At 63.4% G+C, this 22101-nt stretch carries 22 protein-coding genes; 9 read left to right on the forward strand and 13 right to left on the reverse strand.

The window, feature by feature from the left end; translation table 11 throughout:
- Positions 1-116: 116 nt before the first annotated feature.
- From PMI40_RS24635 to PMI40_RS18505, 6 genes are all read right to left on the reverse strand, one after another.
- Positions 117-1253, reverse strand: coding sequence for a methyl-accepting chemotaxis protein (locus tag PMI40_RS24635; RefSeq protein WP_369770851.1), 1137 nt, complete (start codon positions 1251-1253; stop codon positions 117-119).
- Entirely contained in the window at positions 1235-1876 is a 642-nt protein-coding gene (locus tag PMI40_RS24640; protein ID WP_008118488.1) for an MCP four helix bundle domain-containing protein, read from the reverse strand. Before PMI40_RS24640 ends, PMI40_RS24635 begins: the two co-directional genes overlap by 19 nt.
- Positions 1877-2130: 254 nt before the next feature.
- The gene (locus tag PMI40_RS18490) at positions 2131-4173 is read right to left on the reverse strand and encodes a sodium:solute symporter family protein (protein WP_008118489.1); all 2043 of its coding nucleotides are present in this window, start codon (positions 4171-4173) and stop codon (positions 2131-2133) included.
- Positions 4163-4453 carry a DUF4212 domain-containing protein gene (locus tag PMI40_RS18495; RefSeq protein ID WP_008118490.1) on the reverse strand — a complete coding sequence of 97 codons (291 nt, stop codon included), beginning with the start codon at positions 4451-4453 and terminating at the stop codon, positions 4163-4165. Before PMI40_RS18495 ends, PMI40_RS18490 begins: the two co-directional genes overlap by 11 nt.
- Positions 4454-4455: 2 nt before the next feature.
- Positions 4456-6024, reverse strand: coding sequence for a sensor histidine kinase (locus PMI40_RS18500; RefSeq protein WP_008118492.1), 1569 nt, complete (start codon positions 6022-6024; stop codon positions 4456-4458).
- 29 nt (positions 6025-6053) lie between these two features.
- Positions 6054-6773, reverse strand: coding sequence for a response regulator transcription factor (locus tag PMI40_RS18505; protein ID WP_008118493.1), 720 nt, complete (start codon positions 6771-6773; stop codon positions 6054-6056).
- Positions 6774-7147: 374 nt separating this feature from the next.
- On the opposite strand from PMI40_RS18505, the gene PMI40_RS18510 reads away from it, so the two are divergent.
- From PMI40_RS18510 to PMI40_RS18520, 3 genes are all read left to right on the forward strand, one after another.
- Positions 7148-7561 carry a hypothetical protein gene (locus PMI40_RS18510; protein WP_008118495.1) on the forward strand — a complete coding sequence of 138 codons (414 nt, stop codon included), beginning with the start codon at positions 7148-7150 and terminating at the stop codon, positions 7559-7561.
- 207 nt (positions 7562-7768) lie between these two features.
- On the forward strand, positions 7769-8722 hold the full coding sequence (locus tag PMI40_RS18515) for a Tim44 domain-containing protein (RefSeq protein WP_008118498.1): 954 nt from the start codon (positions 7769-7771) through the stop codon (positions 8720-8722).
- A gap of 348 nt (positions 8723-9070) precedes the next feature.
- Entirely contained in the window at positions 9071-9493 is a 423-nt protein-coding gene (locus tag PMI40_RS18520) for an OsmC family protein (RefSeq protein ID WP_008118499.1), read from the forward strand.
- A gap of 11 nt (positions 9494-9504) precedes the next feature.
- Here PMI40_RS18520 and PMI40_RS24550 read toward each other — a convergent pair whose 3' ends face one another.
- The 6 genes from PMI40_RS24550 to PMI40_RS18545 form a co-directional block, all read right to left on the reverse strand.
- Positions 9505-9630, reverse strand: a complete 126-nt coding sequence (locus PMI40_RS24550) for a hypothetical protein (RefSeq protein WP_008118500.1) — start codon at positions 9628-9630, stop codon at positions 9505-9507.
- A gap of 2 nt (positions 9631-9632) precedes the next feature.
- On the reverse strand, positions 9633-10622 hold the full coding sequence (locus PMI40_RS18525) for an aliphatic sulfonate ABC transporter substrate-binding protein (RefSeq protein ID WP_008118501.1): 990 nt from the start codon (positions 10620-10622) through the stop codon (positions 9633-9635).
- Complete coding sequence (locus PMI40_RS18530) at positions 10619-11488, reverse strand: ABC transporter permease (protein ID WP_008118502.1); 870 nt, start codon at positions 11486-11488, stop codon at positions 10619-10621. Before PMI40_RS18530 ends, PMI40_RS18525 begins: the two co-directional genes overlap by 4 nt.
- Positions 11481-12467, reverse strand: coding sequence for an aliphatic sulfonate ABC transporter substrate-binding protein (locus PMI40_RS18535; RefSeq protein ID WP_008118503.1), 987 nt, complete (start codon positions 12465-12467; stop codon positions 11481-11483). Before PMI40_RS18535 ends, PMI40_RS18530 begins: the two co-directional genes overlap by 8 nt.
- Before the next feature lie 148 nt (positions 12468-12615).
- The gene (locus PMI40_RS18540; protein ID WP_008118504.1) at positions 12616-13224 is read right to left on the reverse strand and encodes a sensor histidine kinase KdpD; all 609 of its coding nucleotides are present in this window, start codon (positions 13222-13224) and stop codon (positions 12616-12618) included.
- A 2-nt stretch (positions 13225-13226) separates the two neighbouring features.
- A complete protein-coding gene (locus PMI40_RS18545; protein WP_008118505.1) occupies positions 13227-14855 on the reverse strand; it encodes a tetratricopeptide repeat-containing response regulator in 1629 nt (542 codons plus the stop codon).
- 398 nt (positions 14856-15253) lie between these two features.
- On the opposite strand from PMI40_RS18545, the gene recA reads away from it, so the two are divergent.
- The 6 genes from recA to PMI40_RS18575 all read left to right on the forward strand — a co-directional run bounded on the left by recA (position 15254) and on the right by PMI40_RS18575 (position 21200).
- Complete coding sequence (gene recA / locus PMI40_RS18550; RefSeq protein WP_008118506.1) at positions 15254-16369, forward strand: recombinase RecA; 1116 nt, start codon at positions 15254-15256, stop codon at positions 16367-16369.
- A 256-nt stretch (positions 16370-16625) separates the two neighbouring features.
- A complete protein-coding gene (gene recX, locus PMI40_RS18555) occupies positions 16626-17087 on the forward strand; it encodes a recombination regulator RecX (protein WP_008118508.1) in 462 nt (153 codons plus the stop codon).
- Between the two features lie 518 nt (positions 17088-17605).
- On the forward strand, positions 17606-18772 hold the full coding sequence (sucC, locus tag PMI40_RS18560) for an ADP-forming succinate--CoA ligase subunit beta (protein WP_008118510.1): 1167 nt from the start codon (positions 17606-17608) through the stop codon (positions 18770-18772).
- Between the two features lie 99 nt (positions 18773-18871).
- A complete protein-coding gene (sucD, locus tag PMI40_RS18565; protein WP_008118512.1) occupies positions 18872-19753 on the forward strand; it encodes a succinate--CoA ligase subunit alpha in 882 nt (293 codons plus the stop codon).
- Positions 19754-19852: 99 nt separating this feature from the next.
- Positions 19853-20578 carry a TerC family protein gene (locus PMI40_RS18570; protein ID WP_008118515.1) on the forward strand — a complete coding sequence of 242 codons (726 nt, stop codon included), beginning with the start codon at positions 19853-19855 and terminating at the stop codon, positions 20576-20578.
- Positions 20579-20696: 118 nt separating this feature from the next.
- Entirely contained in the window at positions 20697-21200 is a 504-nt protein-coding gene (locus PMI40_RS18575) for a pilin (RefSeq protein ID WP_008118516.1), read from the forward strand.
- Positions 21201-21557: 357 nt separating this feature from the next.
- Here the strand turns inward: PMI40_RS18575 and moaC are convergent, their stop codons facing one another.
- Complete coding sequence (gene moaC, locus PMI40_RS18580) at positions 21558-22067, reverse strand: cyclic pyranopterin monophosphate synthase MoaC (protein WP_040502395.1); 510 nt, start codon at positions 22065-22067, stop codon at positions 21558-21560.
- Positions 22068-22101 lie beyond the last annotated feature (34 nt).

Genomic DNA, 22101 nt, shown 5'->3' on the forward strand with positions numbered 1-22101 from the left:
GGCAGGGGGGCGAGTGTCATGCAATCGACGGCAGCGAGCGGTTTCTCACCGTGCACGCAAGTCGAAAGTAAAAATAATGTCAGGCTTGCATCCACCGGGTTACCGTCTGGCCAAGCTCAGAACTGTTCCCAATCGTCTTCGCCCGCCGGTAGCGCCGAGCGTGTTGCCGGGCGCCGGCCGGCCCCCGGCGTGGCGGCTTGGACCTGGTGCGACGGCGCCGGCCTGGAGGACGGCACCGGCCTGGCCGGCGCGGTCGCCGATGCCGGCGCGGGCCGCGCCGGGGACTTCGCCGTGGCGGCCGACGGGTTGCCATCGAGGCGGAAGATGCTGACGATTTCCTGCAGCGTTGCCGCCTGGTCCTGCAGCGATTGCGCTGCCGCCGCCGCTTCTTCGACCAGCGCCGCATTCTGTTGCGTGACCTGGTCCATCTGCACCACGGCCTGGTTGATCTGCTCGATGCCCTCGGTCTGTTCACGGCTGGCCGAGCTGATCTCGGCCACGATGTCGGTTACCCGCTGGACGCTGTCGACCACCTGGTCCATGGTGTTACCGGCCTGCACGACCAGCTTGCTGCCGACGTCGACCTGGGCCACGGAGTCATCGATGAGTTGCTTGATTTCCTTGGCGGCCGCCGCCGAGCGCTGCGCCAGCGTGCGCACCTCCGAGGCCACCACCGCAAAGCCTCGTCCCTGCTCGCCGGCACGCGCCGCCTCGACCGCTGCATTGAGCGCCAGGATATTGGTCTGGAAGGCGATACCGTCGATCACGGCGATGATGTCGACGATCTTGCGCGAGGATGCGTTGATCGATCCCATCGTGTCGACCACCTGCTTGACCACCGCGCCGCCTTCGCTGGCCACGTTCGAGGCCGAGCTGGCCAACTGGTTGGCCTGGCGTGCATTGTCGGCGTTCTGGCGCACGGTGGAGGTCAGTTCCTCCATCGACGAGGCGGTCTCCTCGAGTGAACTGGCCTGTTGTTCGGTGCGCGAGGACAGGTCGAGGTTGCCGCTGGCGATCTGGCCCGAGGCGGTGGCGATGGTGTCGGTGCCGTGGCGCACCTGCGCCACGATACGTGCCAGCGCATCGCGCATCTGCTTCATCGCGAACAGCATGCTGCTGTTGTCGTGCGCCTGCAGTTCGACCTGCACGGTCAGGTCGCCGACGGCGATCTTCTGCGCGATATCGGCCGCATAGGTCGGTTCGCCGCCCAGCTGGCGCAACAACTTGCGGGTGATCACCAGCGACGCCGCCACGCCCAGCAGCAGCGCCAGCCCCCCATGACCAGCATCTGCAGGCGGGCGTTCTCGAACACCTGGCGCGCGCGCACGCCGGCCTCGATATTGGATTCGTCTTCCATCGTCGCCAGTGCCGCCAGGGTCTGGCGTCGCTGGATCTGCTGCGGACCGATTTCATCGGTGATCAGCATGCGCAGCGCGGCATCCTCGCCGGCGCGGCTGAGCTCGACGGCGCGCGCGAACAGGGCGCTGGTCGCTGCCGACTCCGAGCTTGCCTTGGCCAGCAGGTCCTTCTCGGCGCTGGTGGTCTGGCTGTCGACGCCAAACATCTCGCCCAGCCTGGCCTGGGCGCTCCGGTAGCGTTCGTCCTGCTTGATCAGGCCGTCGAGTTCGCGGTCGATGGCGGCGCGGTCGTTCATCAGCGCAACATTGCGAATGGCGATGGACTGTTCGAAGATGGCCGCACGCATGGTCATGACCGCGCGGATCTCTACGTTGTTGATGTTGACGATGTTCTCGACCTGCTGGTTGATCTGCACCATGCGCGCAATACCGATGGCGGTGATGGCGGCCAGCAACAGCAACACCAGGCCGAAGCCCATCGCCAGTTTGGACCCGACTTTCGAATTAGAGAATGACATGTGATTTCCCTCTGCGGACGAGTTATCACCATCCGCAGGCGCGGACGGTCTATTGTGCAGTGGATGTGCCGAGTCCCTACCTCGGCGGCAACGATTGCCTGGCGAAGGCGTACTGCGGGCGTGGTCGCTCTACGGCGCCGTGCCTCTGGTGCCCGGGCATTGTCTGCCCGGGTGATTCACAGTGATCGATCCTACCCAAATTAACGTGCGATGGAAATCTTCCTTTGCGCATCGGTTGCTGTTGCCGCTTGGCATTACGGTGCGCGAATGTGATCGACCAGCGCCATGGTGGCTTCGTCGGGCGGTGCCGTCAGCAGGCTGGCCAGCACCAGGGCGACAAAACCGGCCGGCACGCCGAACACGCCGGCCGAGATCGGCGCGATGTGAAACCATTGATCGGCCGCGCTGCCGCCGAAGGTGGGCATGGTGTGCAGCATGTAGTACACGCATACGGTAAAGCCGCACACGATGGCCGCCACCGCGCCGCTCTGGTTGGCGCGCTTCCAGAATACCCCCGCCACCAGCGCCGGGAACAGCGTGGAAGCGGCCAGCGAGAACGCCGCGCCGACCATCGACAGGATGTCGCCGGGCTTGAGCGAGGCCGCATACGCGGCCAACAGCGCCACTACCAGCAACAGCAGCTTGGAGATGGTGACCCGCTTCTGGGTCGAGGCCTGGGGATCGACCACCTTGTAGTAGATGTCGTGCGACAGCGCGTTGGAGATGGTCAGCAGCAGGCCGTCGGCGGTCGACAAGGCTGCGGCCAGGCCGCCGGCGGCGACCAGGCCCGAGATGAAATAGGGCAGGCCGGCGATCTCGGGCATGGCCAGCACGATGATGTCGCCGTCCAGTGAAATCTCGCCCAGCTGCACCAGCCCATCGCGATTGAGGTCGGTGACCGCCACCAGCGGATTGACCTTGTCGATGTTGGCCCAGTAGTAGACCCAGTCGGGCAGGTGGTTGTAGCTGCTGCCGACCAGCGAGGTATAGATGTCGTATTTCACCAGTACCGTCAGTGCCGGCACGGTGAGATAGATCAGCATGATGAAGAACAACGTCCAGAACACCGACTTGCGGGCCGCGGCGACGGTGGGCGTGGTGTAGTAGCGCATCAGGATGTGCGGCAGCGCGGCGGTGCCGAGCATCAGGCAGAACACCAGCGCCAGGAAGTTGTTGCGCTTGATGTCGGAACTGGCCGCGTCGCGCCCCGGGAAGGGTTCGGTCTGCGACACCGGCGGCAGCGCCCGCAGCAGGTTGGCGGCACGGGCGTCGCCCCAGCGGCGCTGCGCGTCTTCGACGCTTTTGGGATAGGACGACAGGGCGCGACTGGCGGCCTTGATCTCGGCCAGGGTCGCCTGCGGATTGCGCTTGACCTCGTCGATATGATGGCGCGCCTCGAGCCGGCCTTCTTCCCACGACTGTGGCAGGTTTTTCAGGCGCCGGTCGTAGTCGTCGGCGCGCGCCTGGAAGATATTGCGGATTTCCTGTTCCTTCGGGTCATCCCTGAGCTTCTGCTCGACGGCGTTGAGCTTGGGCAGCACCGCCCCATAGGCCACCGGCGGCACCGGCACCGTGGTGTGCTTGGCCGACAGCCAGATCACCGGCAGCAGGTAGGCCAGCAGGATGATGATGTATTGCGCCACCTGGGTCCAGGTGATGGCGCGCATGCCACCCAGGAAGGAACAGACCAGGATGCTGGCCAGCCCGAGGAAGATGCCGATCGAGAAATCGATGCCGGTGAAGCGCGAGGTGATCAGCCCCACGCCATATATCTGCGCGACGACATAGGTGAACGAGATCAGGATGGTGGCGGCCACGGCCAGGATGCGGATCAGGTTGCGGCCCAGTCGCCCCGGATACCGCGCCGACAGGAAATCGGCAATGGTGTATTGGCCGAACTTGCGCAGGTAGGGCGCGATCAGCAGCGCCACCAGGCAATAGCCGCCGGTCCAGCCCAGGATGTACGCCAGGCCGTCGAAGCCTTGCAGGTAAAGACCGCCGGCCAGGCTGATGAAGGTGGCCGCCGAGATCCAGTCGGCGGCGGTCGCCATGCCGTTGAACAGCGGTGGCACGCGGCGGCCGGCGACGTAGTATTCGGGCACGTCGGAGGTACGACATACCACGCCGATGGCCGCGTACAGGCCGATGGTGACGAACAGGAACAGGTAGCCGATCCAGGTGCGCGGCATGCCCTCGTGTTCCAGGATCGCCAGCACGCACAGGAAGGCGATGAAACCCAGGGTGTAGAAACCGTAGTAGCGCGCCAGGCGCCAGAAGAAAGCGCGATTACTCTCCATGACCCTGCTCGCGGTGTGCCAGTTGGTCGATGCGTCGCATGCGGCGCATGTAGAGGGCGACGATGGCCAGGTAGATCAGCATCATCCCCTGGGCCGCCATGTAGAACGAGACCGGCCAGCCGAACAGGTGCAACTGGTCCAGTTCGCGTGCGAACCAGATGCACAGGAAGGTGACCATGAACCAGGCCAGCAGCAGTAGCGCCGTCATGCGGCGCATGGCGGGCCAGGGATGAATGGGCTCGGCGGTGCCGTGCGGGGGCGGGTGGGGAAGCTGGTCCATGGTCAGCCGATGTCGTCGATCGAATGGGGGCGGGGCGTGAGCTGGAAGCCGACCCGGAACAGGCTGCCGGGATTGCGCGGGTCGGTGCTGCGCGGGTTGTTCGATATCTCCACCGTGGCCTGATGCTGTTGCGCGATCTCGCGCACGATCGCCAGCCCCAGGCCACTGCCGCTGGTGGGCGTGCCCAGCACCCGGTAGAAGCGCTCGAATACATGCTGGCGCTCGGCGGCGGCAATGCCGGGGCCATTGTCTTCGACCTCCAGGATCGCCAGGCCGCCGCCCTCGTCGACCCGGGCGCGCACGGTGACCCTGCCGTTGCCATCGTGCGGGGTGTAATGCAGGGCGTTGTCGAGCAGGTTGGAGATCAGTTCGCGCAGCATCAGCGCATTGGCCACGATGATGATGGGGTGGTCCGGTTGTTCGAAGCCCAGGTCGATGCGCCGGGTGAATGAGGTCGGCACCCAATCCTGCACCACGGTGCGCGCCAGTTCGCTCAACTCCAGCGACACCATGCCGCCGGCCTGCGATTGCTGGTTCTCGGCGCGGGCCAGTGACAGCAGCTGGTTGACCAGGCGGGTGGCGCTCTCGGAGCTCTTGGCCAGTTGTTCCAGCGAGCGCCGGATGTCGAGCTGGTCGTCCTGGCGCAGTGCCAGTTCGGACTGCATGCGCATGCCGGCCAGCGGCGTCTTCATCTGGTGGGCGGCATCGGCGATGAAGCGTTTCTGGATGGCGATGGTTTGCGACAGGCGTGCCAGCATGTCGTTGAGCGAACGCACCAGGGGCGAGATTTCTTCGGGCACCTGGCCCGAATCGATGGGACTGAGATCGTCCGGGCGGCGGTCACGGATGCGCTCCTGCAGTTCGGACAACGGCGACAGGCCGCGCGAGAGGGCAAACCAGACCAGTGCCAGTGCCACCGGCAGGATCACGAACTGCGGCAGGATCACGCCCTTGATGATTTCATTGGCCAATTGGGCGCGTTTTTCCAGCGTCTCGCCCACCTGGACCGTGGCCAGGCGCGGCCGGGGCGAAGCGTTGCGCTGGGCGGTACTGCGCCGCACGTCGACCTGCATGTAGGCGATGCGCACATCGCTGCCGTGCAGGATGTCGCTGCGAAACTGGACCGTGCCGACGGCGTTGCGGTCGTCGTCGGCCGGCGGCTGCGACATCTCGACATCGCCTTCGATATATTCGCCGTTGGGGCCGCTGATCTTGTAATAGATGTTGTCGATATCATCGGCCCGCAGCAGGTCGCGCGCCGGCACCGGCAGGCGCGCCACGATGCGCCCGTCGACTTCCGACACCTGCTGGGCCAGCACCGTGACACTGTCTTCGAGCGCACGATCGAAGGGTTGATTGGCAATCGATTGCGCAATCAGGTAGGTGATGGCGATACTCATGGGCCATAGCAGCAGCAGCGGCGCCAGCATCCAGTCGAGGATCTCGCCGAACAGAGAACGCTGGATGCGCTCCACCGGCTGGGTGGCGATGGCGGTGCGGCGTTTCTTGCGCGGCGCGGGCTGCGGCGCAGCGCCTTCGGGGGCAGGGTGGTCGACGCTCTCACGCGGCATGGGCATGCCCCGCGTGCGGTGTCATCGTTTCACGCGTCGCTGGCGGCCGGCGTGATCGGGGCGATCGCAGTGGCGCTGTTTTCGGGCAGCTTCTCGAGGCAATAGCCCAGTCCGCGTACGGTGGCAATGCGCACGCCACCGACTTCGATCTTCTTGCGCAGGCGATGGACATAGACTTCGATGGCATTGTTGCTCACTTCCTCTCCCCATTCGCACAGGTGATCGACCAGTTGCTCCTTGGAGACCAGGCGCCCGGTGCGTTGCAATAATACCTCCAGCAGGCCCAGCTCCCGCGCCGACAACTCCAGCATCTGTTGACCGATGTAGGCGATCCGCCCGACCTGGTCATACGACAGCGGACCATGGCGGATCACGGTCGGACCGCCGCCGGCGCCGCGCCGGGTCAGGGCGCGCACCCGCGCTTCGAGCTCGGACAGCGCGAACGGCTTGGCCATGTAGTCATCGGCGCCGAGATCGAGTCCCTGCACCCGCTGTTCGACCGAGTCGGCCGCCGTCAGGATCAGCACCGGCAGGCGCGAATTGCGCGAACGCAGGCGGCGCAGCACTTCCAGGCCCGACATGCGCGGCAGGCCGAGGTCCAGGATGAGCAGATCGAAATCCTGGGTCGACAGCGCCGAATCGGCTTCGATGCCGTTCTTGACACAATCGGCGGCGTAGCCGGAATGCCGCAGCGAGCGGGTCAGTCCATCCGCCAGCACGCTATCGTCTTCTGCAAGCAAGATGCGCATGGGTGTGATCAGCGGGTCGCCCCGGCCGATTTGTCTCGTGAGTTAGAATTATTGTGGTATTTTTACGCATATTCCACTAATTCATTAGTCATTGCAAATGAGGGCGGCGATGGATGGAAGCACAAGCGCGTCATTTGCGCGATACTGCAGCGACGCAGGCGACAGGGGTGTCGATTGCGACAACCTTACCGAAAAAAGTGTAACAGTGTCGACCATTGTGCGAATGCGGTATTGAAGTGTGCGATATTGCGCGCATATTCTCTTCAAGCATGGCGCCGATGTCGAAATGTCATTTAGTGTTGTAGTTGACGCGTTTTCGGTTGTGGGCTTTTTTTTGTTGTTATAATTTCTCGCATTCTCCGCTGGAAAATCTGATGAAACGTTTGTGGGTTCTGTTGCTGATCTGTCTGTTACCGGTGCAAGTATTTGCAGCGGTGCTGACGTACGCCAGCTCGGTTGCCTCCACCGATTTCTCGGCGCCAGCCGAGCTCAGCGTTGCCGTCAAGTATCTCGATTCCAAGCAGGTTGCGACCACTGCCGATCAGGCAGCGGTCGATTACGAGCAGCAAGTCGCCCTCGGCGACAAGGGCTCGGTCGGCGATGACGGCACCGGTTACGCCGACAGCGGCGAAGATTTCTCCACGCATGCAGGTATCGGCGACGAGCCGGTCCTGACCCAGACGTTGGCATCCTTGCCGCAAACTTCCCAGTTAGCGCCGGCGCTTCGCAGTGACGACGCCAGCCAGCCTCCTTTCCTGCCTCTCGCAGGTCGTCCGCCCCGGGCCTGATCGACTGTCGCTTGCGCGACTGCCTCGCTGCGCCCGCTGAATCGCTCCAATATTTCGAAGCTTCGTGTCGCGCGTCGGCAGTCCTGATCGCAAGTGACGTGTGTCGCCGTCTTCAACGACATGGCGATGCCTATTCTCGAATCATCTATTCAGCAATATCACGGCCGATGTGACCGCATCACATCAGATTCCATCCAGGAGATAGTAATGAAAAAAGCATTTGTCGCACTGATAGTGGCGGTCATGACACTGTCGGTAGGCATGACCGCAGTCGAAGCCAAGCGCCTGGGCGGCGGCGGGTCGATCGGCAAGCAATCGTCGTCGGCCAGCCGTCAGGCCCAGAGCCCCGCTCCCATGCAGCAGAACCAGGCCGCCGCGGCCAAGCCGGGTGCAGCAGCGGCTGCCCCTGCAGCGGCTGCCGCCAAACCGAGCATGTGGAAGGGCCTGCTGGGCGGGGCGCTTCTGGGCCTCGGCCTGGGCGCACTGCTGTCGAGCCTCGGCATGGGCGGCGCCCTGGCCAGCATGATCAGCACCATCCTCACCGTCGCGCTGATCGCGATGGCGGCCATGTTCATCTATCGCATGTTCCGTCGCAAGTCGGAAGCCTCGCAGCCGCGTGCGGCATGGGCCGGTGCCAACGGCAATGCGCCGTCTGACGTCAACGCCACGCCCCGGATCGGCTCGATGCTGGAAGCATCGCAACCTGCAACCGGCCCGCAAGGTGCAGGTTTCGGTGGCGGCTTCGGCAATGTCGAGGCGGCACCTGCCTATGGCATCCCGGCTGATTTCGACACCAACGGCTTCGTGCGTAACGCCAAGACCTACTTCATCCGTCTGCAAGCGGCGTGGGACAAGGCCGACATCAACGATATCCGCGAATTCACCACTCCCGAGATGTTCGCCGAACTGCGCCTGCAACTGCAGGAACGCGGTGCCTCGGCCAACCATACCGATGTGGTCTCGCTCGATGCCCAGGTGCTGGGCGTGGAGACCGTCGGTAACGATTATGTGGCAAGTGTGAAGTTCTTCGGCTTCATCAAGGAAGACGCCACCAGCTCGCCGGCGCAGTTCGCCGAGATCTGGAACATGTCCAAGCCGGCAGTCGGCCAGGGCGGCTGGGTGCTGGCAGGTATCCAGCAACTGGATCCGGTGCAGGCGTAAGGCACGAGCTTTCAGGTTTTGTAGTCCGTCAATGTTTGGCGCGGAAGGCGACGGTTAGTGGATGAGCGTCGCCAGTCCGTTTTACCGCCGGCTTATGCCGGCGGTTTTTTTATGCCTATTCCACGCCTTGCACCGATCCACCACGTACTCCTCCTGTACTCCTCCTGTACTCCTCCAGGCCGGGCGCCGAATGCGCATCGACATTGCGCCGGGCTCGTTCCCTTCTTCCTACGCATCGCTGCGTGCTTGTCCTATCGCCGCCGCTGTCCAGCTCACGCATGATCGATGTCTGCAATGCGTCGTAGCACGTCGCCATTTCGTCAGACCAACCATAGTGAAGGAGCCATCATGAAGCGCAAGGCATCGGCCGTTTGGAACGGTAACCTGAAAGAAGGCAAGGGCACGCTGACCACCGACAGCAAGACGCTGTCCGCGACCCAGTATTCGTTCGCGACCCGGTTCGAGAGCGGTGTTGGCACCAACCCCGAGGAGTTGATCGCAGCCGCTCACGCCGGATGTTTTTCGATGGATCTGTCGGCACGCCTTGACAAGGCCGGGCTGGGACCCAAGCGCATCGATACCGAGGCGACCGTCACCTTGGAGCCCAGCGATCCAGGGTTCAGCATCACGAAGGTCGAGTTGACGGTAAAGGTCGAGCTGGACGACAAGGACGAGCAGAAATTCAATGAAGCCGTGGCAGCGGCCAAAAACGGCTGCCCGGTGTCCAAGGTGCTCAAGGCCGACATCTCGGTCAATGCCGTGCTGGCCTGAGGCAAAGCCGGCTAGCGGGAGCGGTCGTGAGGCCGCTCCGGACGGTCGCGATGGCGACCCGCAGACAGCGGGAAAATCAGCGCCACGACCACCAGGCACACCAGCAACACCAGCGTGAGCTTGTCCAGATTATCCATTCCTATTTTCCCGGTTGCCAGATGGCGACGTCGGCCGTATCGACCTTCCTGGGCAGCAGCCCGGCATTGAAGAAGGCGTCGGCGATCCTTTGCTGTTCTCCCAGCGCTTCCTTGCGCACTGCACGCACTTCGTAGCTGCGCCGCCCGTTGGCCAGTTCGATGGTGTCGGCGTCCAGTCCCCACAACGGCGACAGGAAGGTCGCGGCTTCCCTGGCATTGTGCTTGACCCATTGGCCGGTGGCCTGCAACTGGTCGAATACCACCCGCAGCAGCCCAGGATGGGCATCGGCGAAGCTGGTCGAGGCCAGGTAATAACGCTGGTAATCGGCCACGCCGCGCCCATCCGACAGGATGCGCACTTGCGATTGCCGTTGCACGCCGGCCAGGAACGGATCCCAGGTTACCCAGGCATCGACGCTGCCACGTTCGAAGGCGGCACGGGCGTCGGCCGGCGACAGGTAGGCCGGATCGATGTCCGAGAATGTCAGCCCGGCCTGTTCCAGCGTGGCAATCAGCAGGTAATGTACGCCAGCGGCCTTGGTGACCGCGATCTTGCGCCGTTTCAGGTCGCGCACCGTGCGCACCGGCGAATCGGCGCGTACCACGATGGCCTGTGCCGAAGGAGACGGCGACTCCTGCGCCAGATAGGTCAGCCGGGCGCCAGCGGCCTGGGCGAATACCGGCACCGTATCGGCCACGTCGGCGCTGATGTCGACCCCACCCACGTTGAGCGCCTCCAGCAACGGTAGTCCGCTCGAGAATTCATGCCAGCTGACCTTGGTTGCGCCCGGGCCGAGCAGTTTTTCCAATGTGCCGCGGGCCTTGATGATGGTCAGCAGGGTGGACGACTTCTGGTAACCGATGCGTACCGCGCGCGCACCCGATTGGGCTTGGGCGAGTACGGGCAGGGCGGCGGCCAGTGCGGCCGCCTGCAGCAGGCGACGGCGTTTGGCGAGGGGCGAGAGGGAGGGTTTCATCAGATAAGCGGTCATTGTCGTGGTTGCTGTCGGTGTGCATCGCGCCAGCGCAGGCAGGCTTTTTCCAGGGCGCGCAGCAGGCTGTCGGAAAGCTTGCCCAGTATCGCCAGCACCAGGATGGCGGCCAGGACCAGGTCGGGGCGGCTGCTCTCGCGGCCATCCGAGAGCAGGTAGCCGACACCGCGCGTGGCGGCAATCAGCTCGGCTGCCACCAGGAACATCCAGGCCAGCGACAAGCCGCCACGCAGCCCGGCGAACAGGTACGGCAGGCAGCCAGGCAGCAGCACATGCCGGATCAACCTGGTGCTCGACAGGCCGCAGCTGGTTCCCAGCTCGACCAGTTTGTGGTCGATGTCGTGCAGGCCCGCCACCAGGTTCAGGTAAACCGGAAAGAAGGCGCCGATGGCAATCAGGACCACCTTGGGCGTCTCGTCGATACCCAACCAGAGCAGCAGCAACGGGATCCAGGCCAGGCTGGGAATGGCGCGCAGCGCTTGCAGGGTCGGTTCCAGCACCGCTTCGGCGCGACGGCTCAGGCCCACCAGGAAACCCAGCAGCACCGCCAGTGCGCTGCCGGCGGCGAATCCGGCCAGCACCCGCGCCAGGCTGGCCGCGACGTGGGGCGCCAGCTCGCCGCGGCGGGCCAGGTTCCACAGTGTCTGTGCCAGTTCGCTGGGCGGCGGAAACAGCCGCGCCGGGATGATCTCCAGCCTGGCGCCCAGCTCCGCCAGTGCAAAGAAGCTTAGTGGCAGCCACCAGCCGGTCAGGCGATTCGGACGGTAGCCGCCGTTGCGCGGCCAGCCACGCGCCACTCGTGCGCGCGTGTATCGCGGCAGCGGTGGAGCAGGCGTGACGGCTTGTCCGCTCACGGTGTCAGGCACGGATCACGCCCTGGCCGAAGGCCGGATCGATCAGTGCGCCTATGGTGCGGGGCAGGTCGGTGCCACTCTTGACCAGGTCTTCCTCAAGCAGGATCGGTGCGGCCGCACGCAGTGCGTCGACATGCTCCTGGCCGATCTGCGGATGCGAAAAATCGTTGCGCTTGAGTTGCAGGCGTGCCACTTGCGGCGACAGCCTGGATTCTTCAGAAAGCAGTGCCACGGTCTCTTCGGGATGGGCGACGATCCATGTGCGCGCCCGTTCGTATGCCGCGATCACGCGCTTGACCTGGTCCGGATGGCGCACGGCGAACGTGTCGCTCACGTTGAGGAAGCCGTAGGTGTTGAAGTTGACATTGCGGTAGATCAGGCGCGAGCCTGCTTCCAGCTCGCTGGCCGCCAGGTGCGGGTCGAGCCCGGCCCAGGCGTCGACCCGGCGTTGCTCGAGCGCGGCGCGGCCGTCGGGGTGCTGCAGGTGAACGATCTCGACGTCGTTCCTGGTCAAGCCGTTCTCGTGCAATGCGCGTAGCAGGAACAGGTATGGATCGGTCCCCTTGGTCGCCGCCACCTTCTTGCCCTTGAGCTCGCGCACCGACCTGATGGGCGAATCCCTGGCCACGGCCAACGCGGTCCATTCGGGGCGCGAATAGACATAGACGGCCTTGATCGGGTTGCCGTTGGCGCGCGCCAGCAGCGCCGCCAACCCAGCGGTGCTGCCGAAGTCGATGCTGTCGCTGTTGAGGTATTCCAGGGCCCGATTGCTGCCTTGGCTCAGCACCCACCTGAGCTCGGTGCCTTGCGCCTTGAGTTCTTCCTCGAGCCAGCCGAACTTGCGCAGCACCAGGCTTGGCGGCGAGTAATAGGCATAGTCGAGGCGAATGGTGCGCGGCGGCGTGGCCGCCAGGCCGATGCGCGGGGTCGTGCCCAGCGCGGCCAAACCGAGGGCGCTGCCGCCCAGGCGAAGAAAGTGTCTGCGTTCCATGGCTATCCGTTCTTGTCGTGAGAGGGCGAGGCTGCGTGGCAGACAAGCACTCTAAGCACGAATGACGGACGGCAGAACGACTATTTCCAAGTTTGTTTATGCGTTCGATGCATGTCCGCGGTGCAGGCCCGCCGCACCCGCAGGCCGATCAGGGCAGGCAGAGTTGGAACAGCGCACCGCCATCGGGATGGTTCGACAGGCGCGCCTCGCCTTGCTGGCTTTCCTTGTTGTGGGCGGTGGCGATGGCATTGCACAGGTCCATGCCGAGGCCGGTCGACGGTTTTTTTTCTTGCGCGCCCACACCCGGACCATCGTCGTGCACGGTGAAGATCAAGCCGCCCGCCGGATTCTTCTGGCAACCCAGTTCAATGCGGGTGCGGGCGAAACGGCTGGCGTTCTGCAAGGCCGCTTCCAGCGCCAGGGCCACCAGGTGTTCATCGAAGAAACCGACCATTGGCATGTTGGCCGGGTCGATCACGATCTGCGCCCCATGGCCATTGCGATTGGCCTGGTGCTCGCGCAGCAGGGATTGGAGGAAATCCAGCGGCGACAGTGCCTCGACCTGCGCCCGCAGGCCCTGCGAATCCGCCTTGTACAGGGTCAGGAAGGCAATCAGCTTTTCCTGCAGCGCCAGGCACGTCACATGCGCCTGCTGCGCCCGCGGCACATCATCGGTGAGGCGGCGCAGCTCGCCCTCGAGGTTGCCCAGCGAGTTCTTGATGTCGTGAATGATGATCGCGGCAAGTTTGGGATCCATGCTCAGCTCTTCGGGGCTACTTTGCTCAAGGTGTCGCGCAAGAACTTGTGCATCTTGGCTACGCGTTCGTTGCCTGGAATCAGGCGGTCCAGGGTGGCCAGGTAGCGGCGCACGCGCTTGACGTATTCGTCGTTCCAGCCGCGCTGGCTCATCCACAGCAGATGCAGCTGCGCCGCCGCCAGCAGCACGCCGGTGTTCTCGGGCATGCTGCTGAGCGCCTCCTGCAGCTTGGCCAGCGACTCGTCGGGCTTGGCGCTGCGCATGAGCGCATTGGCCTCGGCGATGACGCTCATGCAATGCTTGACGGCGCCGTCGATGAGTTCATCGGCCAGCGCTTGCTTGCCGGTGTCGGCCAGCACCTTGCGCGCCAGCGTCTGCAGGTTCTTGTTCTCGTGGTCGGACTTGACGGCGTCGGCGATCAGGCGCGCGCCTTCCTCGTCATTGCCCATCGAGAAGGCAGCCTTGGCCAGGGCCAGCGTGGCAAAGTCGGAAACCTCGCCGCCGGCGGCTTGCTTGGCGGTCTCGAAGGCTTGCTGGGCCGAGATGGTGTCGCCCAGTTGCACGTAGGCCTGGGCCTGGACCGCGGCCTGGGCCGAGGTGAACAACTTCGACTCGTCATAGCGACGCGGCGCGCTCTCGAGCAGGCGCAGGGCGGCGTCGGCGTCGCCGCTGTCGACGTGTACCTGGGCCAGCGAGAGCAGGTCGCCGGGCTGCGCCGTGAGCGATCCCTTGGTGTGCTTGAGCACGTTGTCATAGGCTTCGCGCGCCTGATCCAGGTGGCCGCTGCGGTAGGCGACTTCGCCCACCAGCCGGCTGCGTCGCGCCGACGGAATGATCTCGGACGACTTGGTCAGCGCCGCCAACGCGCCTTCCTGGTTGCCCTGCGCCTCGTCGATCTGCGCCAGCAGGTCGTAGGCGGCGATGAACTGCTTGTTGGCGGCCAGCACGTCCTCCACGATCACGCGGGCATCATCCATCTGGCCGGCCACGATATTGCAGCGGGCCAGGCCGATCTTGGCCCAGACCAGGTCGTCACGCATGGCCAGCGCCTGCGCGTAGACCTCGCGCGCCTCATCGATGCGGCGCAGCTCGATCAGCAGGGCGCCCTTGGTCTTCATGATCTCGACGATCCACTTGGGTGCCGTCTTGAGCACGTTGTCGCATTCGATCACGGCGCCGGCCAGGTCCTTGCGCTTCATCTTCTCGGTCACCGGGCGCATGGCATGCTGCTTCTCGAGCAGCCGGTCGACCCGTTCGGCGATGCGGCTGGCCGTGAGTGGCTTGAGCATGTAGGCATCGGGCTGGAACTCGGCCGCGCTGGCGACCAGGTTGTAGCCGCTCTCGGCGGTCACCATGATGAACATGGAGGTCGGCGAGAGCATGTTCTGGGTGCGGAAGAACTCCAGCAGTTGCTGGCCGTTGCTTTCCTTGTTGAGGTTGTAGTCGCAGATGATCAGGTCGTACATCCCCGCCTGGACGAAACGGATCGCTTCGTCTGGGGTGGCGGCCTGGTCCACCTTGGTCACACCGAGCTGGCCAAGGTGCATGCGCATGTTCTGGCGCATCGTCGGCATGTCGTCGATGATCAGGCAGCGCAGCGCGCTGATGTGGCTAAAGGGGACTAAACTCATGACAACCGTCTTTAAATCTCGTTATATATTGCTGCATCGGAATGTATCCCAGAACCGACCATCCCGGTAGCAAATATAGGGGGTTAATCTTCAGTCAATTCGAGGCACGGCCGAAGTGTGCCGGTTTTTCGCGCCTCGTGCAGCCCGGTCGGCGTAAATAGCGCCATTTCCGAATGCAAATGATGCCGTCTTTATAAGCCTTCCCATCCGGCCGCGCCAGTGCCGCGCCACTGTGCCGACAAATTACGTGACAAAGTGCTTGCGCCGGACACTGTTTTTTTATACAGTGTCGTTCATTGGCGTGACGCCTCGATTTCCGGGTTCCGATATCGAACTGCCAGCATTGTATGCTTGCCGTCCACGTACCTTCATCACGACCTTTTTGCCGAGAGAGATTTATGGAAGACAAGAAAGCTGCGAACAACTCTGAAAAGGGCAAGGCGCTGGCCGCCGCGTTGGCGCAAATCGAAAAGCAGTTTGGCAAGGGTTCCGTGATGCGCATGGAAGACGGCGCCGTCGCGGAAGAAGTGCAGGTCGTCTCGACCGGCTCGCTGGGTCTCGATATCGCGCTGGGCGTCGGTGGCCTGCCACGCGGTCGCGTGATCGAGATCTATGGCCCCGAATCGTCGGGCAAGACCACGCTGACCTTGCAGGCCATTGCCGAGATGCAAAAAATCGGCGGCACCTGCGCCTTTATCGACGCCGAACACGCATTGGACGTGACCTATGCCCAGAAGCTGGGCGTCAATCTGAACGATCTGCTGATCTCCCAGCCCGATACCGGTGAGCAGGCGCTCGAAATCACCGACGCACTGGTGCGTTCCGGCGCGGTCGACCTGATCGTGGTCGACTCGGTGGCAGCGCTGACGCCCAAGGCGGAAATCGAAGGCGACATGGGCGATTCGCTGCCCGGCCTGCAAGCCCGCCTGATGTCGCAGGCGCTGCGCAAGCTGACTGGCAGCATCAACCGCACCAACACTACCGTGATCTTCATCAACCAGATCCGCATGAAGATCGGTGTGATGTTCGGTAATCCCGAAACCACCACAGGCGGTAACGCGCTCAAGTTCTACGCCTCGGTGCGGCTGGATATCCGCCGCACCGGCTCGATCAAGTCCGGCGACGAAGTCATCGGTAGCGAAACACGGGTCAAGGTGGTCAAGAACAAGGTGGCGCCGCCGTTCCGCGAAGCGCACTTCGACATCCTGTATGGCGAAGGCACCTCCCGCGAAGGCGAAATCCTCGACCTGGGCTCCGAGCACAAGGTCGTCGAGAAGTCTGGCGCCTGGTACAGCTACGGCGGCGACCGCATCGGCCAGGGCAAGGACAACGCCCGTAATTACCTGAAGGAACATCCGGAACTGGCGCGCGAGATCGAGAACAAGGTGCGTGTGGCGCTGGGTGTGCGTGAGCTCTCGCCTGCTGCCGGCACGCCGGAGGCTGGCAAGCCGGCGTCGGGTAAGCCCGCTGCCAAGCCGGCGACCGATGGCAAGGCCGAAGCCCAGGCTTCCTGATCTTCCTGCCAGACCAGGCGGGACATGCCCTGGGGGATGCATCGGGCATGTCCCACAAGTAGTATTGCTTATTAATAGCTTGGTTGTTGCTCAGCCCTAGGAACGGGCGGGTTTGCCGCCTGTTTTTCCCTCGATTGCCTGTCGGGCTCGCCTGTATGGTTACTTCGGGCAGGGTTCCGCGGTGCGATCTGCAAGATCCATCCGACACATTTTCATCAGTATTCATCTGCATTATTGCCCGGGCTATCGAACGTCAATGCCTAGACCGCCGATCAGCCTGAAAGCACGGGCACTCAAGTACCTCTCTTCACGTGAGCATAGTCGCCTGGAACTTGCGCGTAAGCTTGCCCCTTACGCGCAAGATGGCGATGACATCGAAGCACTGCTCGACTGGCTTGAACAATCCCGATTCCTCTCGCAGGAGCGATTTTCCGAGTCGCTGGTGCATCGTCGCGCCGGCCGCTACGGCAACAATCGTATCTTTTCCGAACTGCATAGCCACGGTATCGAAGGCGAAGCACTTGCCGAGCTGCGACAAGACCTCAAGCAAGGTGAGGCCGCTCGCGCGGCCGAGGTGCTACGCCGTAAATACGCCGAGCCCGCGCCCGACGCCGAGACCCGGGCCCGGCAGCAGCGCTTCCTGATGCAGCGCGGGTTCTCGCATGACAGCATCAAGGCCGCACTCAAACTGGCCTGGCAGGATCAAGACGACCAGTAGCATTGCGCGGTCTGCCGGTCTTGGCGCCAGGGCGACGCCGGATATCGGGACTTCCGGTTCCAGCGCGCAAGCGAGCGGGCTTAGGTGATCAGCGGCACCGCGCCATATTGCTTTGTGATAGCGCTACCTACGCCCAGCCATGCCGGCCTGTGCTAAAATCCGAAGGTTTTTTGCTGCGGCGCGGGAGTCTGAGGAGATATCGCCCATTGCCGGTTGGTTAAAACGGCAAGTCGATGCAGGGCTGACGACGGCGGCGAAGACAGATAATGCGGATTGCTGGACGCCTGGCGTCATTGCGATCCCGGATATCAGACCAACTCATGCAGACGGCATGAACATGCCCAATTCTACGAATTCATTCGCAACCTGTGCAGCTCACGCCTGCGCCAGTTCTCATCCCGCCACGGATGCCACGCCCGCCTGCGGGTTGCGGTCTGCTTTCTCGTCAGCTGGCATCGCGCCGACGACATTTTCAATCCGGCAAGTCTTATTCATTTAGTGTCTAAAGGGAAGCTCCCATGAAAATCCATGAGTATCAGGGTAAAGAAATCCTGCGCCAGTTCGGCGTAACCGTTCCGCGCGGCATTCCTGTCACGTCCCTCGACGAAGTCGAAGCGGCTGCCAAGTCGCTGGGCGGCCCGGTATGGGTCGTGAAGGCCCAGATCCACGCCGGTGGCCGTGGCAAGGGTGGTGGCGTGAAGGTGGCCAAGTCGCTGGAACAGGTCCAGGAATACGCCAAGCAAATCATGGGCATGCAACTGGTCACGCACCAGACCGGTCCTGAAGGCCAGAAGGTTCGCCGCCTGCTGATCGAAGAAGGCGCCGACATCAAGAAAGAACTGTACGTGTCGCTGGTCACCGACCGCGTCAGCCAGCGCGTGGTGCTGATGGCATCGAGCGAAGGCGGCATGGACATCGAGGAAGTGGCCGAAAGCCATCCGGAACTGATCCATAACGTCATCATCGATCCGGCCACCGGCCTGACCGACGCCGACGCCGACGCAGTGGCAACCAAGATCGGCGTGCCTGCCGCATCGATCGCCGACGCCCGCAAGCAACTGCAGGGCCTGTACAAGGCTTACTGGGAAACCGATGCATCGCTGGCCGAAATCAACCCGCTGATCCTGACCGGCGACGGCAAGGTCATCGCCCTGGACGCCAAGTTCAACTTCGACTCCAACGCCCTGTTCCGTCATCCGGAAATCGTCGCCTACCGCGACCTGGACGAAGAAGACCCAGCCGAAGTCGAGGCCTCCAAGTTCGACCTGGCCTACATCTCGCTGGACGGCAACATCGGCTGCCTGGTCAACGGTGCCGGCCTGGCCATGGCCACCATGGACACCATCAAGCTGTTCGGCGGCGAGCCGGCCAACTTCCTGGACGTGGGCGGTGGCGCCACTGCCGAGAAGGTCACCGAAGCCTTCAAGATCATGCTCAAGAATCCCGGACTGAAGGCCATCCTGGTCAACATCTTCGGCGGCATCATGCGCTGTGACGTGATCGCCGAAGGCGTGATCACCGCTTCCAAGGCCGTGTCGCTGAACGTGCCGCTGGTGGTTCGCATGAAGGGCACCAACGAAGACCTGGGCAAGAAGATGCTGGCCGAATCCGGTCTGCCGATCATCTCGGCCGATTCGATGGAAGATGCGGCGAAGTCGGTCGTGGCTGCCGCCGCGGGCAAGTAAGAACTCATACATGCAAGTCTGCGCCGCTGCGGCCGCGCCCGATGCGACAAGACGCATCCGGGCCGCATGCGGTGCAGGCATCACAGACAAGGAAGAGAAATGTCGATCCTCATCAACAAAGACACCAAGGTCATCACGCAAGGCATCACTGGCAAGACCGGCCAGTTCCACACCCGCTTGTGCCGCGAATACGCCAATGGCAAGAATGCCTTTGTCGCAGGCGTGAACCCGAAGAAGGCCGGTGAAGATTTCGAAGGCATCCCCATCTATGCCAACGTCACCGAAGCCAAGAAGGCGACCGGCGCGACCGTGTCGGTGATCTACGTGCCGCCGGCCGGCGCCGCCGCCGCCATCTGGGAAGCCGTCGAGGCTGAGCTGGACCTGGCCATCTGCATCACCGAAGGCATTCCGGTGCGCGACATGCTGGCCCTGAAGGACCGCATGGCCAAGGCCGGTTCCAAGACCCTGCTGCTGGGCCCGAACTGCCCTGGTCTGATCACACCGGACGAAATCAAGATCGGCATCATGCCAGGTCACATCCACAAGAAGGGCCGTATCGGCGTGGTGTCGCGTTCGGGTACCCTGACCTACGAAGCGGTGGGTCAGCTGACCGCACTGGGCCTGGGCCAGTCGTCGGCGGTCGGTATCGGCGGTGACCCGATCAATGGTCTCAAGCACATCGATATCATGAAGGCATTCAACGACGATCCTGACACCGACGCCGTGATCATGATCGGTGAAATCGGTGGTCCTGACGAAGCCAATGCCTCGTACTGGGTCCGCGACAACATGAAGAAGCCCGTGGTTGGTTTCATCGCTGGCGTGACCGCGCCTCCGGGCAAGCGCATGGGCCACGCCGGCGCGCTGATCTCGGGCGGTGCCGACACTGCCGAAGCCAAGCTGGCGATCATGGAAGAGTGCGGTATCAAGGCCACCCGCAACCCGTCCGAAATGGCGCGTCTGCTCAAGGCAATGCTGTAATATCTGCCGACCCGGCGCCTGGCGCGCCGGCCCGGGTTTGCAAGACCTGCATGGGGAGCCGCGGCTCCCCATGTTTTTTCATGGATAACAAGGACGAGCATGGAATTTTTGGCAAACCTGAACTGGCTGGCCGTGGCCCAGATCATCCTCATCGACATCCTGCTCGGCGGCGACAATGCCATCGTGATCGCGCTGGCCTGTCGCAACCTGCCCGCCAATCTGCGCATGAAGGGAATCGTCTGGGGCACCGTCGGCGCCATCGCCATTCGCATTGCCCTGATCGCCTTTGCCGTGACCCTGCTCGAATTGCCTTTCCTGAAGTTGATCGGCGGCCTGCTGTTGCTGTGGATCGGCATCAAGCTCTTGAACGAAGACGAAGACCACGGCGAGATCGCCGGCAGCGACCGCCTGTGGAGCGCCGTCAAGACCGTGGTGCTGGCCGACCTGGTGATGAGCGTGGACAACGTCATTGCCATTGCCAGCGCCGCCGAGCAGGCCGGCGAGCACCAGATGCTGCTGGTGGTGTTCGGCATCGTGGTGAGTATTCCCATCATCGTCTGGGGCAGTACCCTGGTATTGAAGCTGATGGAGAAATTCCCGGTTATCATCACGCTCGGCGCCGCACTGCTGGGCTACATCGCCGGCGGCATGATCTTCAGCGACGCCGGCCTGCGCGAACACCTGCAGCAGTTCGTCGCCGACGGCGAGTTCATCGTCCCGGGCGCGCAGTTGCACGTAAGCTTGCCGGGATTGGTCGGGGCCATCGGCGTGGTGCTCACCGGGCTGACCCTGAAGCGGCGGCGGCAACGCGCGGCACGGCCTTGACCCAGCTCAGTGCGTGCATTGTCCGCTGCTGATAGCGTGACAGCTTGGAAGTAATTCGCTGGACGCAGCGGCGGCACTGCCGATACTGGCAGTGTCTTTTTCTTTTTTCGGGGATTCAATGAAACCGGTCGTGCACAACAAGCAGCAAACCATTGGCCAACAAGGCTTTACCCTGCTCGAACTGATGGTGGTGCTGGCCATCATCGGTATTCTCGCCACCATCGGCGCCAGCCAGTTCCAGGGATATATCGCCCGCGCCCGCGTCACCGAAGGACTCAATCTGGCGCAGCCCTACAAGTTGGCCGTGGCCGAGCAGATCACTGCCAGGGGCGGGATATTTACCGTGGCCCAGCTAGGCCTGCCCGCTTTCGTGGCGACCGCGGATGTGACGGACATTGTCGCCACGGGGATGGCTGCGCGAAATCAGGGTGGGGTGATCACGATCACCTTCGCCGAACGGGTGGGCGGAGGCGGGACCTTGACGCTCACCCCGATCGTCACGGGCAGCGCGATCCAGTGGTTATGTGCTGCCCGTGGCGTGACAGCGCCGGCAGACGCCAATACCGGCTTCGTCGCAGGGACCCTGCCACCAGCCGTGGCGCCGGCCAATTGCCGAGGTTGACCGGGGCTGCCCTGTAGCAAGGGCACCAGACCTGATGCCGCTCGGCCAGCTCTGAGCGGCATTTTTTTCGTTGATCGGAAACCCGTTTGTCCTGGTAGATCCGCCGGGATCGTATCGACGCGATCCGGCACTCCGATGGCAACCTCATGTGCGCCTTCGATACGCTGCGGAGCAGCTACTCAGTCCGAACGGGGGTAGAAAAAGGAAATCAGGGGCACGACCGCTCGGTATTTTTTGATCCACCCAAAACCCGTTCGTCCTGAGTAGATCCGCAGGATCGTATCGAAGGCCTGCCGATGGCAGCCTCAGGCCCGCCTCGATAAGCAGCTCGGTCCGAACGAAAGACACAAGCAGAAATCAGGGCCGCGCCATCGTGATATCGCTCTTGCCGCCACGTTTCTCGGTAACGCAGATATCGCTCATCACCATCGTCTTGTCGACCGCCTTGCACATGTCGTAGACGGTCAGCAGGCCGATCTGTACCGCCGTCAGCGCTTCCATCTCGACCCCGGTCTGGCCGGTGGTCTCTACCCTGGCCGTGCACAGCACCGCGGCGTCGCTGCCGCGCGTGTCGAATTCGACCGATACATGCGTCAGCGCCAGCGGATGGCACAGCGGAATCAGGTCGCTGGTGCGCTTGGCGGCCATGATGGCGGCGATGCGGGCGATGCCCAGCACGTCGCCCTTGCTGGCGGTGCCGTTGTCGATGATGGCCAGCGTCGCCGGCTGCATGCGGATCACGCCGCTGGCCACGGCCACGCGGCGCGTTTCGGGCTTGGCGCCCACGTCGACCATGTGCGCCTGGCCGCTGCTGTCGAAATGGGTCAGGCCGTCGTTGTCGGCCGAGGGTTTGCTGCTTGTGCTCATGAGGTCGGGAGATGAGGAACGTTGGATCAGAGCG

It is taken from the genome of Herbaspirillum sp. YR522 (genome assembly GCF_000282575.1).
Lineage (GTDB): Bacteria > Pseudomonadota > Gammaproteobacteria > Burkholderiales > Burkholderiaceae_D > Herbaspirillum.